Source organism: Methylobacterium gnaphalii, assembly GCF_007992215.1.
Lineage (GTDB): Bacteria > Pseudomonadota > Alphaproteobacteria > Rhizobiales > Beijerinckiaceae > Methylobacterium > Methylobacterium gnaphalii.
Map to the genome: position 1 here is coordinate 176,875 of NZ_BJZV01000007.1, position 16,630 is coordinate 193,504.

Annotated in this window: 14 protein-coding genes; 1 reads left to right on the forward strand and 13 read right to left on the reverse strand. The window is 67.7% G+C overall.

From position 1 onward, the window contains the following. Positions 1 to 35: 35 nt before the first annotated feature. The 10 genes from MGN01_RS08915 to MGN01_RS08965 all read right to left on the reverse strand — a co-directional run bounded on the left by MGN01_RS08915 (position 36) and on the right by MGN01_RS08965 (position 10,924). Entirely contained in the window at positions 36 to 1,082 is a 1,047-nt protein-coding gene (locus MGN01_RS08915) for a lysylphosphatidylglycerol synthase domain-containing protein (RefSeq protein ID WP_147046245.1), read from the reverse strand. A 137-nt stretch (positions 1,083 to 1,219) separates the two neighbouring features. Continuing rightward, entirely contained in the window at positions 1,220 to 1,855 is a 636-nt protein-coding gene (locus tag MGN01_RS08920; protein ID WP_147046246.1) for a uracil-DNA glycosylase, read from the reverse strand. Next, positions 1,848 to 2,603, reverse strand: a complete 756-nt coding sequence (locus MGN01_RS08925) for a PIG-L deacetylase family protein (RefSeq protein WP_147046269.1) — start codon at positions 2,601 to 2,603, stop codon at positions 1,848 to 1,850. Before MGN01_RS08925 ends, MGN01_RS08920 begins: the two co-directional genes overlap by 8 nt. Before the next feature lie 10 nt (positions 2,604 to 2,613). Beyond that, positions 2,614 to 3,840: a glycosyltransferase family 4 protein gene (locus MGN01_RS08930; protein ID WP_147046247.1), complete on the reverse strand. Its 1,227-nt coding sequence runs from the start codon at positions 3,838 to 3,840 to the stop codon at positions 2,614 to 2,616. Then, positions 3,840 to 4,742, reverse strand: coding sequence for a sugar phosphate isomerase/epimerase family protein (locus tag MGN01_RS08935; protein ID WP_147046248.1), 903 nt, complete (start codon positions 4,740 to 4,742; stop codon positions 3,840 to 3,842). The genes MGN01_RS08930 and MGN01_RS08935 overlap by 1 nt, the downstream gene beginning before the upstream one ends. Continuing rightward, complete coding sequence (locus tag MGN01_RS08940) at positions 4,739 to 6,346, reverse strand: YcaO-like family protein (protein WP_147046249.1); 1,608 nt, start codon at positions 6,344 to 6,346, stop codon at positions 4,739 to 4,741. The genes MGN01_RS08935 and MGN01_RS08940 overlap by 4 nt, the downstream gene beginning before the upstream one ends. Before the next feature lie 178 nt (positions 6,347 to 6,524). After that, positions 6,525 to 7,544, reverse strand: a complete 1,020-nt coding sequence (locus tag MGN01_RS08950) for a Gfo/Idh/MocA family protein (RefSeq protein ID WP_147046270.1) — start codon at positions 7,542 to 7,544, stop codon at positions 6,525 to 6,527. Between the two features lie 53 nt (positions 7,545 to 7,597). Beyond that, positions 7,598 to 8,782, reverse strand: coding sequence for a class I SAM-dependent methyltransferase (locus tag MGN01_RS08955; RefSeq protein WP_147046250.1), 1,185 nt, complete (start codon positions 8,780 to 8,782; stop codon positions 7,598 to 7,600). Positions 8,783 to 8,813: 31 nt separating this feature from the next. Then, on the reverse strand, positions 8,814 to 9,734 hold the full coding sequence (locus MGN01_RS08960; protein WP_147046251.1) for an HD domain-containing protein: 921 nt from the start codon (positions 9,732 to 9,734) through the stop codon (positions 8,814 to 8,816). Then, complete coding sequence (locus MGN01_RS08965) at positions 9,734 to 10,924, reverse strand: inositol-3-phosphate synthase (protein WP_147046252.1); 1,191 nt, start codon at positions 10,922 to 10,924, stop codon at positions 9,734 to 9,736. The genes MGN01_RS08960 and MGN01_RS08965 overlap by 1 nt, the downstream gene beginning before the upstream one ends. A gap of 300 nt (positions 10,925 to 11,224) precedes the next feature. Here MGN01_RS08965 and MGN01_RS08970 point away from each other — a divergent pair, with 300 nt between their 5' ends. Next, positions 11,225 to 12,358 (forward strand): transglycosylase SLT domain-containing protein, encoded by a 1,134-nt coding sequence (locus MGN01_RS08970; protein WP_147046253.1) that lies wholly within the window; start codon positions 11,225 to 11,227, stop codon positions 12,356 to 12,358. Here MGN01_RS08970 and MGN01_RS08975 read toward each other — a convergent pair. From MGN01_RS08975 to MGN01_RS08985, 3 genes are all read right to left on the reverse strand, one after another. Next, the gene (locus tag MGN01_RS08975; protein ID WP_373319160.1) at positions 12,352 to 13,956 is read right to left on the reverse strand and encodes a DHA2 family efflux MFS transporter permease subunit; all 1,605 of its coding nucleotides are present in this window, start codon (positions 13,954 to 13,956) and stop codon (positions 12,352 to 12,354) included. The two genes, MGN01_RS08970 and MGN01_RS08975, sit on opposite strands and share 7 nt — an antisense overlap. After that, a complete protein-coding gene (locus tag MGN01_RS24110) occupies positions 13,953 to 15,134 on the reverse strand; it encodes an HlyD family secretion protein (RefSeq protein ID WP_147046255.1) in 1,182 nt (393 codons plus the stop codon). Before MGN01_RS24110 ends, MGN01_RS08975 begins: the two co-directional genes overlap by 4 nt. 139 nt (positions 15,135 to 15,273) lie before the next feature. Then, the gene (locus tag MGN01_RS08985; RefSeq protein WP_147046271.1) at positions 15,274 to 16,308 is read right to left on the reverse strand and encodes an aspartate-semialdehyde dehydrogenase; all 1,035 of its coding nucleotides are present in this window, start codon (positions 16,306 to 16,308) and stop codon (positions 15,274 to 15,276) included. Between the last annotated feature and the right edge of the window lie 322 nt (positions 16,309 to 16,630).

Below are 16,630 nucleotides of genomic sequence, written 5' to 3' on the forward strand. Positions count from 1 at the left end.
CCGTTGCCACGCTTTCGCAGCCTGCTCCGGCGCCGTCACGGATCGTTGGCGGCGCGCCGGCGGCGCAGGCGCTTGGCGACCTCGTAGATGCCGAGCATGGCGAGCGCCACCAGGAACGGCACGAGGTAGTAGCAGACCCGGAATAGCAGCAGCGAGCCGAGCACCTCGTCGCGCGGCAGGCTCGACATGGCGAGCATGATCGTCGCCTCGAACACCCCCGCGCCCCCCGGCACGTTGGAGGCGATGCCGAGCATGGCGGCGAGCACGTAGATCGCGACGAAGGTCGAGAAGCCGAGCGTCAGCTCGGGCGGCATCAGCACGTAGAGCACGGCGGCCGCGGCACAGACGTCGCCGATGCCTACCAGCATCTGACTGAACGAGACCGTGGCGCCCGGCAGTTCCAGCCGCCAGTGCTTCACGGTGATGTAGCGCCGCTTGATCGAGACCCAGATCAGATATCCGACCACCGAGAACAGGGCCGCGACGCCGACGCCCTGGTTCACGCGGATCGAGGTGAAGGCAAGGCCGGCGAGCTGGCCGGCCTCGACGATGAGGCTCAGGCCAAGCACCACCCCCATGCCGAGCCAGAAGGTGAAGCCGGCGATCACGGTGAGCGCCGCGATCTTCGCGGCCGACAATCCCCGGCTCGAATAGACCCAGTAGCGGATCGTCCCCGCCGTGAAGAGCGGAAAGCCAAGGGTGAAGCTCACCGCGTAGCTCGTGAACGAGGCGAGCGCGGTGATCCGGTAGGGCATCTTCAGCTTGAGCTGCTTCAGCGCCAGCGCGTCGTAGAAGGTCAGGAAGAAGTAGCTGATCGCGACGAAGCCGAAGGCGATGCCGAGCTGCATGCCGCCGACGCCCGTGAGCGCCGCGCCGAGCTTGGCCCAGGTGATCTCCTCCGACAGCTTCCAGAGCACCACGGCGGAGGCGGCGAGCAGCAGCACGCTCGCGCAGGTGCCGATCCAGGCATAATGACGCTTGACCCAGCCCCGCTTGGGCTCAGCCGGGCTGCCGGCCTCGGCGCGTGACACGCCGATGGCCTCGCTCTCGGCGAGATCCTTCCGCTTTTCGACGAAATTCATCTGGAACGGCGTCCGTCTCCCATAGTCGCTCGCCCTGTGCGGGAGCAGGGGTGGTCCCGCGCATGTAGGCTGATCGCCGGTCAAAGGCTAGGGACGGCCGTGTCCGAAAGGCAGCGCGCGTACAGGCCGTTGGTTCCCTAGGCGCGTGCATCGGCCACAAGCGCTCGCGCCTGCGCCAGTCCGGCCAGGATGCGTTCGGGAACGCTCGGAGAGGTGCAGACATAGGTCGGGCTCGGATGCGGTACGGCGACGATCGGTAGGCCGGGGCGTAGCCGCTCCAGCGGGGCGCGGACGGCGCCGGCGAAGCGGCCCGCCAGGACGACGACCGCGAGATTGGGCAAGAGGTCGATCAGGGGCGCCAGGTAGGGCTCGGCCCATCGCTGCTCGGAGCGGCGTGGCGCGCGATTCAGCGCACCCTCGGCATGGATCACCCAGGGGACCGCGTTCCAGATCAACGTGTCGGCCCGCGCGATGCCGGCCTCGGCGAGGAAGCGGAACAGGTTGGCGGCGGTGCCGGTGGGGTTGTCGCGGGAGACGTAGCCGGTGCGGGCTATCGACGGGCCCGGCGTCTCGAGGAGCAGCAGCAGGCGCGCACCGATCCCGCCGTCGAGCGGGTCGGGGGAGGGCACCGGCGCGCCGCGCTCGGCAGCGATCCGGTCGGCCAGGTCGCGCAAGGGGCGGATATGGGCCGCGCCGGCGAGGGCATGCCGGGCGGCGACGGCGGCAGGATCGGCCAGGCTCTTGGGCGCACCCGGCTCGAGCGCCTCACGCATCGGGCGGCAGGGCGACGGCGAGGTGGCCGTCCAGCCGGAAGCGCTCCACCGCGCCTTCCTCGCGCAGCTTCTCCGCCAAGGCCGCGGCACCGCCGAACTGGAAGCCGATCTGCGTGGTGTAGGCGGCGCAGGCCGCGGCCTTGCGGGCCTCGCTCTGGGAGCCGAAGCGGATCTCGAGTCCGGGGAGATGCGCGAAGGTGTGGCGCAGCGGCTCCTGCGGCTCGGCGTGACGGACTGTGTAGGGATAGTCGCGCCACCACAGCACCGGCGCCGAGGGCCGCGCGGCACGGATCGCGCGCACGACATGGACGTGGTCGACATGGCCGCCCACCGCCTGCGGCGCGAGGATCAGGTCGGGGCGCAGCACGCGGAGCAACGTCTCGAAGGCATCGGCGAGGTTCAGCTCGATGCGGTCATCGGGCCGAAGCGCGCCAAACAGCTCTGGCGGCGAGCCGTAGCCGCGATGCGGCGCCTCGCGGAACGGCAAGTGGACCGGCTCGTCGATGCCGAGATGGTGGGCGGCAGCCCGGTCCTCGTCCCGCCGCAGGGCCATGTAGTCCGCCTCGGCCGGCAGGCCCTTGTCGAGCTGGCAGGCCAGCGCGAAGTCCTTCGGATGCGCGACGGAGGCGGTGAACACCGTCGCCATCGTCACCCCCCAGCCGGACGCCGCGAGATGCGCGAGCGTGCCGCCCGCCGAGAAGACGGCGTCGTCGAGATGGGGTGAGAGGGCGAGCGCGCAGGGCATCAGACGGCCGGCATCAGAGCAGGTGCGGCTCGGCGCGGAAGCGGCACGCGGGGTCGTAGGGCAGCGCCGCGACGAAATCCGTATGCGGGCGCTCGCCGGCCACCCTGGCGTAGACGTCCATGATCTGCCGGCCGACGGCCGTCCAGGAATAGACCCGGCGGCATTCCTCCAGACCGGCCTGGGCGAACTGTGTGCGCAGATCCGCATCCTCGATCACGCGGCCGAGCGCCTGGGCGAGGGCCCGCACGTCACCGGGCTGCACCAGCAACCCGTTCTCGCCGTCGCGCAGGCAGTCCGAGACGCCGACCGAGTGGGTGGAGACCACGGCGAGCCCCGCCGCCATCGCCTCCAGGATCGTGTTCGAGAACCCCTCCGCATAGGTCGGCGACACGAAGACGTCGGCCTGCCGGTAAAGATCCGGCACGGTGTCGTAGTCGGCGTAGCCCGTGAAGGCGACGTGGGCCGAGGTGAAGCCGATCGCATCGGCCTTTTCGCGGGCGGCCTCCACGTCGGGACCGATCCCGGAAATCGTCGCCTCGAAAGGCAGTCCGGCCTCCCAGACGCGCTCCAGCGCGTCGAGGAAGTCGAGCACGCCTTTCCGGCGGTCGACGCGGCCATGATAGAGCAGCCGCACCGGGTCCTCGCCCTCGACCGGCTTGCCGGGCGTGAAGCGAGCGGTGTCGACGGCGCCGGGCACGATGGTGAAGCGGGCCGGATCCGAGCCGAGCCGGTCGCAGACCTCCTTCACGAAGGACTGGCCGCCGATCAGGAGCGCGTTGGCGTGGGCCAGTACCTCGCACATGGCGAGGCGATGCGTCTCGCAGCAGGAGCCGACCCAGTGGCCGTCGCCGCCCTGGATCGAGACCACGTTCGGTACGCCGAGCTTTCGCGAGGCCAAAAGCACGGCCCAGCCGGTGGGATAGCCGTATTGCGCATGCAGGATGTCGAAGGGCTTTCTCGCGTGCTCGGCACAGATGGTCTCGACCATCGTCTCGATGTCGCGCTCGAAATCGCCGCCCTCCTGCTCGCCGAGCTGTTCGAGGCCGATGACGTGGACGCCCGGCACGGGCGGCGGCGGGCCGCCGCCATAGACGCGGGTGCCGAATGCATCGCCACGATATTGCGAGATCATCGTGACGTCGTGACCGGCGCTGACGAGTTCGCGCAGCAGGTTCTGCGCGTAGACGCTCATGCCGGAGATCGCCGGGAAGTAGCGGCGGCTGACGAAACAGATCCTCATCAGGTCGCGGCTCCCATCGACACCTGCGGGGCGGGCGTCTCGTGCAGGCGCTGGTCGGGGGGAGGGAGACCGGGCCCCGGCCTGCGGCAGGTCCGCAGGTATTCGAGCGAGCGTGGCACCATGAGGTCGGCGCGGTGGCTCTCGCGGGAGAGTTCGACGCAGACGAGCTTCCGGAAGTCGATCACCTCCAGCGCATCGAGCACGGAGGGCACGTCCATGTCGCCCTCGCCGAAGGGCAGATGGATATGCTCGCGCCGCTTCATGTCCTCGATCGCCACGGTGCCAAGGCGGCTGGCGAACTCCCTCACCGCAGCGGCCGGGTCGCGCTCCTCGGTGACGAGGCAATGGCCGGTATCGAGCGCCAGACGCAGGTTCGGCAGATCCAGCGCGGCATAGTCGTCGAGCGTCTCGATCAGCATGCCGGGCTCCGGTTCGAGCGCGGCGACGACGCCCTTCGCCTCGGCATAGGCCCCGACCTCGGTGAGCCCCTCGATCAGCCAGCCATGCGCGGCCTCGCGGTCGACCCCCTCCCGCGGCACGCCGGCCCAGAACGAGACGGCCTCCGAGTTCAGCACATGCGCGATGTCGATGGCGCGCTTGAGGAAGCCGACGCGCCGGGCGCGGCCCGAGGCATCGGCCGTCACCAGCGTCGGCTCGTGTTTCGCGGTCGGGTCGAGCAGGAAGCGGGCACCGGTTTCGATCACCGAGCCGAGTTCGAGCCGCTGCAGGAGCGTCGAGACGTGATCGGCCTCCACCAGCCAGTTCTCGGCGAAGGGGTCGAGATGGTGAATGTCGAGGGTCAGCGCGACGCCGTCATAGCCGGCATCCTTGATCAGCCGGATCGCGTCTTCGAGTCGGTGATGGGCCGTGCCGTTGGTGTTGTAGGCGAAGCGGAGTGTCACGCGCGCTTCCTCTCGGCTCGCCGGCCCTGCCGCTCGTAGCGGAAGGGCGCATGGTGGGATTCCGGCTCCCGATAGAGCGGATAATGCGCGCCGACGATCTCCTCGGCCAGGGCCGTATCGAAGAGCGGCTGGCCGCCGAAGCGCTCGACCGCCTCGGGCGTCAGGCGCACCGGCAGCAGCGTCTCGGTCTCCTGCCCGAACTTGATCAGCGGGTGATCGCGCTCGATGAGCTTGCGCGTGTTGCGCTCGCCGATGCGGTAGTAGCTCATGGTCTCGACCTCGAGCCCAGGCACGATCGCCTTCACGATGCCGATCTCGCTGTCGCGCGGCGCGCAATCCACGTAGAGGATGTCGAAGCCGGCCTGCTCCAGCCGCTCGCGGGCGATCTTTCCGCGCATATGGCCGTCGGCGGCGGGCGTCGTCGGCAGCTCCGAGAAACGCCTGGTCGAGCGCTCGGAATAGACGGTCTCGGCAAAGACCTGCTTCAGCTCCTCGCCGGACAGCTCGATCCAGGCGAGCATGGCCTGCAGCGCCCGGCTCTCTTCGAGGTCGAGGCTCGGCAGCGCCTTCTGGATGAAGGCTTCGACGTAGCCGGCCGGCGCGACGGTGTCGGCGAGTGCCAGCGGGCCGTGGCCAAAGGTCTTGCGCACGCGCGCCGCCTGGAACTCCAACAGCGCCTTGCGCAGCGCCCGCTCGCGGTCCGGATCGCAGGCCTCGCCGCAGGCGGAGAGGGCGACAGGGGCCGGCGCATCGGCACCGTTCTCGTCGTAGCCGACCACGTAGAGATTGGTGAGGCCGAACTGGTCGGTGGCGAATTTCGGCAGCGCCCGGATGCCGAGGCTCTTCAGGCGGTCGAGCATCCCGCGCGTCTCGGGCCCGATCCCATCAAGGTCGAGCATCACACCCTGGTCGAGGGCACGGAAGAGCAGGCCATTGCCGTCGCGCTGGAGCAGTTCGAGCAGGCCGTGGCCGAGGGCGAAATTCGTGTCCGGGCCCGCGCCGAGGCCGTTGGTGATCAGGTTGGTGAAGGGCGTGTAGCCCGGCCGCAGCTCGAAATAGTCGGTCGCGGCGATGTCGAGCGGCATCCAGACGCTCTCGCCGGTGCGGGGACGAACCACCGGCGTCCAGTCGAGCCTCGTCGCACGGCCGACGGGCGAGCCCGCAGGCAGGCAGAGCGTCAGCGGATCGGCGACGCTGCCGGCGCCGAAGACGCGTACGAGATCGTCGTAGGAGACACCGGCCTGCTTCTCGCGGGGCATCACCGCGAGGGAAGGCATCAGGTTCTCGGCGATCTCGGCGACCGCTCCGATCAGAGCCTCGTCATCGGTGGCGCCGTAGCCGATGCCCGACGGCATCGCGCCGACGAAGAAGGGATCGTCGAGAAACAGCGCCACGAACCAGACCGGGATGCCGGTGCGGTCGAGCGGCGCCAGGTTGAAGCCGACGACGCGGCCCTCGGGCAGGATGTCGAGATAGGCCTTCACGGGATCGGGCAGGCGCTCGGGCAGCCCCTCGATCCGGCGTGGAGCCCCATAGCGGTAGCGGCGCGGCGCCTTGAGGCTGGCGTGGCGGGCGCGGTCGTCCTGGTCGATCTCGGTCGTCACAGCTCACCCATCCGCTCGTTCCCATCCCATCACCTCATCCTGAGGTGCCGGAGCGCAGCGGAGCCTCGAAGGAGGGCTCCAGCTTGGCGCGCGATCCCTGGAGCCCTCCTTCGAGGCTGCTCCGCAGCACCTCAGGATGAGGTGGTCTGGTGGGATCGGCTCGCGTTTCCTCGTCCTCTCACGCCGCCGGCGCCAGGGCCTCGCCGTAGGCCCGCGCCAGCAGGCGCATGGTGTGCAGGTCGCGCTCCGCGGAATAGGCCGCCCGCTCCTCCGGCCGGCGCAGGGCCGAGCCGAAGGCGCGCACCTGCTCCAGGAAGGGCGAGGCCTCCACATCGAAGGCGATGTTTTCGGAGCCGCCGCTTGTACCGTCGGTGAACGTCAACCGGCCGCCGGGCGTCTGGCCCATCGTGTCGACCGCCGTTAGCATCCCCGTGGTGCCCACCACCTCCAGGCGGCGGCGGGGGAGGACGTCCGGGCAATTGTAGGCGACGTGGAGGTTGGCGAGCACGCCGGAACCGGTGCGGCCGATCAGCAATGCCCCGTCATCCACCGCGTAGTCCTGGGCGCGGGCCTGGGTGAGGGAGGCGATGTCCTCGATCGACTCATCGAGAAGGAAATCGCAGAGGTCGAGCCCGTGCGGCGCCAGATCGATCAGTGCGCCGCCACCCGCCTGTTGGGGGTCGATGCGCCAGTTGTCCTGGCCCTGGAACGAGGCCCAGCCCCGGTCGAGCCAGCAGGCATAGACGATGCGAACCGCCGTCACCGTGCCGAGCCGGCCCTCGCGAATGCAATCGCGCATGGCGCGATGCGCGGGGTGATGGCGCTGGTCGAAGGCGGTGCCGTAGAAGATGCCGGCGCGCGTCACGGACGCCGCCATCGCCTCCGCGTCGCGGAGCGAGGCCGCCATCGGCTTCTCGCAGAGGATCGCCTTGCCGCTGGCGGCAAGCGCCTCGACGGCAGCGCGGTGGAGATGGTTCGGGGTGGCGACGTAGACCGCCTCGACCTCCGGCTCGGCAATCAACCCGGCGATGTCGGCATGCGCCCGCGCACCCTCGGCCTCAGCCGCCGAGCGGGAGGCCTCGCCCGGATCGGCGACGGCAACGAGGCGATGGCCGGCGGCGCGGATGCCCGGCGCCATGTAGTCGCGCGCGACCCAGCCATAGCCGACGATGCCCCAACCGACCGAGTCCCCCTCCATCGCACTCTCGCGCGACGGACCGGCCTGCACTTCGTCCGACAGTGCCTCGGCCATCACCAGCGCTCCGGCAGGTCGACATATTCGCGCCGGCGCACCCGCTCGGCGAGCGGCGTCTGCAATGCGCCCTCCCATTCGAGCTGCTTCGGGCCTTCGGAATGCAGCGGGTAGGTCACCCGTCCGGCATATTCGGCCGCGTAGCGCTCGGAGGGCCAGCGGATGGCGTAGGCCCCGCTGAGATCGACCTTGTAGAGCGGGTTCAGGCGCAGGGCGGTGCCAGCGGGCGGCAGCGTGATTCCGTCGACCACCGAGCGTGGGGCCGGGCGCATCCCCGGGCCGGCCACCAGCGAGAAGGCCTCGCAGGACTTGATCGCGTGCGGGTCGCGCGGCGTCGGTGCTCGGGCCTCGACCAGCGCCCGGGTAAGCTCGGCATCGTCGTAGACGAGGGCATCGGGAAACAGCTCTTCGATCTCGGAGGCCGTCACGGCCTTCCCCGCTGAGAAGCCGGGGCAGTCGCTGTTGTGGATGTGGCTCATCGCCAGCCAACCATCCTCGCCGGCCGTCCGGCGCAGGTTCGCCAGGATCCCGGCCTTATCGTCGAGGAAATAGAAGGCGTCGTTGCACAAGACGAGATCGACCGGCGCCTCGGCGATCGGCCAATGCGGCGAGGAGGCGTCGAAGCAGACGAGCTGCGCGCCTTTCTCGACCACCCAGTGACGCGCGACCCAGAGCTTGGCGAAGACGACGTCGGCGCCGGCAACCCTTACGCCGCGCGTCTGCATCTCGCGCAGGTAATGGCCGATGCCGCAGGCGAGCTCGAAAGCGCAGGCTGGCTCGTTCCAGTGCGCCTCGAGCAGGGTGAGCCCGGCGAGATAGGTCGGGTCGCTCCAGCGGTTGACGAAATAGTCGCCGACACGGCCCCAGCCGAGCGCGTCGACCGCCTCGCGCAGCGTGGCGGTGTCACGGTTCGCGATGAGATGGCGCAGGGCGTCCGGATCGGCGGGCGGGCCGTTCCACCAGTCGTCCTGGTCGGCGAGCAGGCCGGCGAGCGCCGCATCGGTCTCGCCCGCATCGAGATGGGCGAGGGTCGCCGCGACCAGCTCGGCCCGGTTGATGCGCAGATACGGGATGCCGTCGATGACCGGCCAACGCTGGCCGGTCTCGGCATCGCGCAGGGCATGCGCGCCGTCTGCCTGCAACGGGTTGCCGGTCTCGGGCGAGAGGAGTTCGAACGGGATCATGACCGGATGATAGGGCAGCGGCGGCCGGACTTCACGGGATCCGCATGTCCCTGAGCACCCGATCCTGGAAATCCTTCACGGGGCCGGCATGGACCAGCTCCATCTCGCCGAGCACCGTGTCCATGGTGAGCGAGGCGGCGCGCAGGTGCTGGGCGATCTGCAGCACACGATCGATGGAATCGGCAGCGTGGAAGGCACGGCCCTCCGCCGTCGCATCATCGGGCAGGATGGCACGGGCCCGGCGCACGGTCTCGCGCAGGCCCGGCTCCAGCTCGTTGAGCGCACGCTCCGAGCAACGCTCGACGATCGGCCAGAGATGGTCGCCGAGCAGCATCTCGCCGGTGAAGCCGGCATCGGGCATCAGCGCATTGTGGAAATGGTGCGCCATGGAAGCGAGAAAGACCACCGCCGGGTCGGCCCGGTAGAACGGGCTCAGCACGACGCCGTAGACCGCCACGATCAGGCAATGCTCGGCATGGTTCTCCGGCGGCTCGAGCAGGATCCTCGGCTTGCCGGGGCAGGTCACCCCGGCCCGCGGCTGCCCCGCTTGTGCCGCGACGAAGTCCGGCACCATGCCAACCGGCAGCGCCGCGACCGGCGCCTCGAGATGACTGCGCAAGCGCTCACGCAGAACATGATCGACGTGTTCAGTAACGGCGTCGAAGCCGGCGACGAGCACGGCGGAGGCCTGCTCGTCGTCGAGGCCGGCCGCGTTGAGGAAGGCGCCGTCGATATCGCAGAGGCGCGTGGCCGCCACGGCGTTTGCCGTCACCTGGAATGCCACCGTCTCCGGCGAAGCCCCGCCGGTGAGAGCGCCCCATCCCTGCGCGAACAGCCGCTCGGCAATCGACCCAGTTCGCCCTGCGGAGCGGACGCGCTTGAGATCGCCGAGTTCGACGAGAAGCTCTCGCAGGTGCAGGGGCGCGGCGGGAGCCGTACCCTCGCTCGACATCAGTTCACGCCGAGCCAGTCGAGCAACATCTTCTGCTGCTTACCGAAATCGTGGACCGGTCCGGCGCCGTTCTTGACCATCGGCGCCTTGAAGAAGGTCGAGAGCTGCTCCTGCGCGCCGCTGTCGCCACGCTGCTTGGCGAGGTCGAGCACGCGAGCAATCTCGATGACGAGCGGCGCCGCCAGGATGGAATCCTTGCAGAGGAAGTTCACCTTGATCTGCATGCGCTGGCCCATGAAGCCGGTGACGTCGATGTTGTCCCAGGCTTCCTTGTCGTCGCCGCGCGGGCGGTAATAGTGGATGTGCACGAGGTGGTCCTCGACCGGATAGCCGAGGATCGAGTCGAGCACCGTGCCCTTGGTATTGATCTTCGACTGCAGCGAGGACGGATCGTTCAGAGCGAGGCCGTCGCGGTTGCCGAGGATGTTGGTCGAGAACCAGCCATCGACATGGAGCGCGCGGGCTTTCAACGCGGGCGCCAGCACGGTCTTCATCATGGTCTGGCCGGTCTTGCCATCCTTGCCGGCGACCGGGACGCCGAGTTCCTTGGCGAGGTTCAGCAGCGCCGGCACGTCGGCGGCGACACTTGGAGTGAAGTTCGCGTAGGGCACGCCGCTCTTGATCGCTGCATAGGCGTAGAGCATGGCCGGCGAGATTGACTCGTCGTCAGTATCGAGACCCTTCTCGAAGGCATCCGTGGAGTTCAGCACCGCGGCCGTGAGGTCGGGCCAGCGCTCGGTCGAGGCGAGGTTGACCACGACGACCTCGTCGAGGTTGCTCTCTTCCCGGAAGCGCTTGAGATCTTTAGCGATGATGGAAACCGTCTCGCGGTGGTCCTTCGCGACGATGCGGTTGCCACCCTCGATGTTCTTACAGAACTTCGCGCTGCCGACGGCCGGCCACGGGGTGATGCCCTTGAGCACCTGAGCGCCATTCTCGATGTCCTGCTTCGTCAGCACGCCGTGACCGGTTGCAGCCGATGCGAGGTCGTCGCCGTTGAGATCCCATCCGCCGAAGACGAGATCCTTGTAGTCGGTCATGCCCTGAACCGAGAGGCCTGCGAGCGGAAGTCCGTCGAGCCGGTTCGATCCGGATTTGATCATCTCGATGCCGGCGATGGCGGTGGTGGCGACAGCGCCGCCCATGCCAACGAACGCGACGCCAACGCGGCGACCGGTCTGCATACTCATCGGGGAAGAACTTTCTCTCTGATCGCGCAGCGGGCTCGATGGGTTGGCCCCTCGGCCCGTTACAACTGGGTCACCCGGGGACCGTTCCAAGGCAGAGGTGCCATGTTTTGCGTGAACGGCACCTGACCGATCGCCGCATCAAACGTTAATAAACAGTAAAAACAGTGCGTTAACGCAGCATTAACGCCGCCACGTTCGGATCACGGGCCGGTCGAATTGTCGTCACACCTGACGGCGACACAGCCGGCAAGAATGCGAAGCCGCGCCCTAGAACGCCGCGGCACGACAAAAGGAAGTTTTATGGGGGCTTACCCGGAGCCGGCGCTCTGCGCCGACGACGTGAGCCGACTCGCGCGTATTGGGTCAGGCAAAGTCAATAACAGCAAAGCGGCCAGCCCGCTTAAGAACCGCAAATTTGCATCGACTGAGGGCTTGAAGCGCAGCCTGCTGGCGACCTTCGTGCTTGGTTTCGTGCTCGGCGGCAGCCTGCCCGAGGCGCAGGCCTATCCGGGCGCAGCCACGTCGCTGGGACACTCGGACCTGCAACGTGGTGATCGCCCGTCCGAATGGGGCGCCACCCGGCTCGCCGCCCAGGACGGCGTAACGCTGGCCGTGGCCGCCGCTCATCCGGCGAGCGCACCAGAGCCGAAGACCGAGACCGACACGCTGCGCTTTGGCGAAACCAGCGTGCCACGCCCGCTGGCCGAGACAATCCTGCGCGCCTCCGAGGCGACCGGTGTCGACCCGGCCTACATGATGGCGTTGGCTGACAAGGAATCCAGCTTCGATACCAATGTGAAGTCGTCGGCCTCCTCGGCCCAGGGTCTGTTCCAATTCGTGACCGGAACCTGGCTCGAGATGATCCGTGCCTACGGAGCCCAGCATGGCCTCGGAGCCGAGGCGGCTGCGGTGAAGGGCCGAGGCAGCGCCATCGGCATCCCCGACGAGGGGATGCGCAAGCACGTGCTGAGCCTGCGCAACGATCCCTTCGTCTCCGGTCTGATGGCGGGCGAGATGATCAAGCGCGACCGCGCCCGCGTCGAGAGCCGGATCGGCCGCGAACTCAAGACGACCGAACTCTACCTCGCGCATTTTCTTGGCAGCGCGAGCGCCGGCAAGCTCTTGTCGCTCAGCGCCGAGGCACCGGAGCGCAGCGCCCAGGCGATCTTCGGCCGGGCCGCGCGGGCCAACCGCGGCATTTTCACCTCCAAGGACGGCGGCAAGAGCCGCAGCCTGACGGTGGCGGAGGTGCACGAGCGGCTCGGCGGGATGATCGATCGGCGTATGAGTCAGTACCAAGCGATTGCCGGGATGATCGCGCAGGAGGCGGAACTGGCCGATGACGACCACCGCGTCGAGCGCCCCGTACTCGATGCCCGGCTCCGCCTGAAGGACGACATCGTCCCGCCCGCGGTGGCACCCTCGATTCAGTGAGCGGCAGCGCTACCCCCGAGCGATACCTTCTTCAGGATAAGTGCGAGGGGGATGGCGGTAGCCGCCACGATGCTCAGGCACCAGAACACATCGATATAGGCCCAATACCCGACCTGCGCCGAGAGCTGGCTGCCGATCCAGGCGACGGCCTGGCTCTGAGCGTCAGGACCGGCATAGCCGTGTTGGGAGAAGTATTGCGTCGCCTGGCGCAGGGTCTCCTGGTAGGCCGGCCGAACCGGGTCGATGCTCTCGACGAGCCGGCTGTTATGAAACTGGCTGCGATAAGCCAGCATGTTCTGCGCCAGCGACACGCCCATCGAGCCGCCGACGTTGCGCGCCACATTGATCAGGGCGGAGGCCTGATCGGTCTGCGACGCGTCGAGGCCCTCGTAGGAGGCCGTCGTGACCGATAGAAACATCAGTGGGATGCCGATGCCCATGTAGATGCGGGCCGTGGCGAAGAACCAGTAGGTCGAATCGCCGTAGAGCCGCGTCAGGTCGTACATGCCGATCATCATCATCGTGGCGCCCGCCACGATCAGCCATTTCGGTTGAATGAGCGACGACAGCCGGCCGTTCGCCACCGTCGAGATGACGGTGACGATGCCGCCCGGCAGCAGCACGAGCCCGGCGAGGGTAGCGGTGTAGCCGTAGCTGTCTTGAACGAGTTGCGGGATGAAGCCCGTGGTCGAGATCAGGATCGCGCCGGTTGCCATCATGATGCAGAAGCAGCAGGCATATTGCTGCTTGCCGAGGAGCCGGAGGTCGACGGCCGGGTTTTTCCGGGTCAGGAGCCACGGGATCATCGCCACGAAGGACACGACCGTCAGCACCGCGAAGGTGACGATCAGGTTCGAGCCGAACCAGTCCTTGCGCTGACCTTCATCGAGGCAGACTTCGAGCGAGCCAAGAAAGGTCGCCACCAGCAGGAAGCCGACCACGTCGAAGCGCACGCCCTCGCGCTTGAGTCGCTTGCGCTCCTCTACGGCGTGCCGCGGGTCCTGCAGCAACGCGTACATCAGTGCCAGCGCGAAGACGCCGATGGGGCCGTTGATCAGGAAGCACCAGTGCCAGGACAGGTTGTCCGAGATCCAGCCGCCGAGCGTTGGCCCGATCGCAGGCGCCACCACGATGGCGATGCCGTAGAGGGCAAAAGCTTGGCCACGCTTCTCCTTGGGGAAGGAGTCGGCCAGGATCGACTGGGCCAGAGGGGCCATGCCACCGCCGCCGAGCCCCTGCATCACCCGGAAGACCAGCAGGGCCTCAAGACTCCAGGCAAAGCCGCAGAGCACCGAGGAGACGGTGAACAGCCCGATGCTCCAGAGGAAGAAGGCTTTGCGACCGTAGCGCTTGGCCATGAAGCTCGACGCCACCAGCGTGATCGCGTTGGCGACGAGATAGGTCGTGACCACCCAGGAGGCCTCGTCCGGCCCCACCGCCAGGCCGCCGGAGATATAGCGCAGGGCCACGTTGGCGATCGTCGTGTCGAGGATCTCCATGAAGGTGGCGAGCGCCACGACGCAGGCGATCAGCCATGGATTGTGGTGGCCCGCCGCGCTCTCCGCCGGATCGAGGCGTCCCGCTGCCAACGCGCTCAACGAACGTGGGCCCTGGGCACCACCGACATACCCGGGCCGATCGCCACGTCGGTTGGCCAGTTGTCGACCAAGATCTTCACGGGGATGCGCTGAGTCACCTTCACGTAGTTGCCGGTAGCGTTCTGAGCCGGCAACAGGCTGAAGGCGGTGCCCGAACCGGGCTGCACGGAATCGATCCGGCCGGTGATCCCGCGCCCGGGATAAGCGTCGATCTCGATGGCGACGGCTTGGCCCGGCCGCATATCCGTGATCTGCGTCTCCTTGTAGTTCGCGATCACCCATTTCTCGTCGGGTACGAACATCGACAGGCTCTGACCGGCCTGGGCAAACTGACCCTTCGCCGCCGTGAGCTGGACAATGCGGCCGGCCTGCGCAGCCGTCACCGTGGTGTATCCGAGGTTAAGACCAGCCTGGTCGCGCTGGGCCTTAGCCTGAGCGAGGCTGGACTCCGCGCTGGCTCTCTGTGCCTGGAGCGATCCGATCTGCTTCTGCGCCGCGACCACGCTCGCATTGGCGCTCGACAGCGAGGCTTGGCGCTGCTGCAGGTCCGAGCTCGATTGCTGCGAGCGCTGCACCGTACCCGCCCCCTTCTGCGCGAGCTCGCGGTAGCGGTCGGCATCCTCCTGCGCGAATTTCAATGCGGCCTGGGCGGTGTCGACCTGCGCCCGCGCAACCTCGATCTGTGCTCTCTGCGCCTCGACCTGAGCATCGATGTTCTGGATCGTGGCCTCGGCCGCCTGAATCTGAGCCTCGGCCTGCTCAAGGGCGATCCGGTAGTCGCGCGTGTCGATCTGCGCGAGGACGGCGCCCGCCTCGACATGCTGGTTGTCGGTTACCGGAACGTCGATGACATAACCGCCAACCTTCGGCGCGATCGTGAACTGGCGTGCATCGACAAAGGCGTCATCTGTAGTCTCGTAAGGGTGGATGAAGCCGAGCCAGTACACGTAACCGCCCACCACGAGTGCGACGAGCATTACGAACCCGGCAAGCACGAGAACGGGATGACGGCGGATTACGCCGCGCTTGTCCTCGCTGGCCTCGTCGGATGACGAGTCCTTGCCAGACTTCGACGGGGTGTCGGAAGAGGGCTGTCGGTCGGGATCAGCCGGGCGTTCGGCTCGCTCATTGCGCGGCTGTTCGCCATCCGGCGGTGTCTTCGATTGATCGTCCAGCATCGCGATCGCATTGCCATCGCGCCCGGCGATCCGAGGAAGCCGGGCGCATCAAACCCGCCTCGCGGTGGCAAAAGCGATGCTGCCCGAAATGTTCCGGCTAGACCGCATTCGGCCGGGCAGCAACGCCCGGCCGATCGTCTCAAGCGGCCTGCTTCGCCCGGTTCAGGAGCTTGCGGTTGATCAGGACCTCGGCGATCTGGATCGTGTTCAGCGCCGCGCCCTTGCGCAGGTTGTCCGAGACGCACCAGAAGTTCAGGCCGTTCTCGATTGTAGCATCCTCGCGGATGCGCGAGATGTAGGTCGCGTCCTCGCCCGCAGCCTCGTGCGGGGTCATGTAGCCGCCGTTCTCGCGCTTATCGATCACGAGAACACCCGGAGCCGCGCGCAGGATCTCGGTGGCCTGCTCGGGTGACAGCGGGCGCTCGAACTCGACGTTGACCGCCTCGGCATGGCCAATGAAGACCGGAACGCGGACAGCCGTCGCCGTGAGCTTGATCTTGGGATCGAGCATCTTCTTGGTCTCGGCGACCATCTTCCACTCTTCCTTCGTGTAGCCATCCTCCATGAACACATCGATGTGCGGGATGACGTTGAAGGCGATGCGCTTGGTGAACTTGCCCTGCTTCACCTCGCCGGCGGTAAATACCGCGCGGGTCTGGTTGAACAGCTCGTCCATGGCATCCTTGCCGGCGCCCGAGACCGACTGATAGGTCGAGACCACGACGCGCTTGATCGTCGCTGCCTCGTGCAGCGGCTTGAGCGCGACGACGAGTTGGGCCGTGGAGCAATTCGGATTGGCGATGATGTTGCGCTTGGTGAAGCCGACGATGGCGTCGGCGTTCACTTCCGGAACGATCAGCGGAACATCCGAATCGTAGCGAAACGCGGAAGAATTATCGATGACGACGCAGCCCTGCTCGCCGATGCGGGGGCTCCACTCCTTCGAGGTCTCGCCGCCCGCCGACATCAGGCAGATGTCGGTGTCGGAGAAATCGTGCGTGTCGAGTGCTTTGACCTTGAGGATTTTGTCGCCGAACGAGACCTCCTGACCCTGACTGCGGCGCGAAGCCAAAGCCACGACCTCGTCGGCCGGGAAGGCGCGCTCGGCCAGAATGTCGAGCATCTCACGGCCCACATTGCCCGTGGCTCCGACGACGGCGACCTTGTAACCCATCTCGAACACTCCGCTTCGCGGTCTCACCGCGACCGCTCCCTGCCAGGACGCCGACGCGATCCGTCGGCCAGCCCGGCTGCCGGATCCCCTCCGGCCCGTCGCGCAGGTCTCTCACCGCGCAAAAACGAAAGAACCCGCCCCGTGTCGACGAGGTGGGTTCTCCCGGCGCGCGGAGCAAGACGCCTCGCCGACGCGGCTGTCAAGCCGTCCGCCAGCATGCCGGATACGCCTAGACTTGATCGGAACCGGCCGAACCTCTAATCGGACGGCGCCTCGCGCCCGGTCTTGGTCCGGGCGCCCCCGCTCAGGATTGATTGGACCG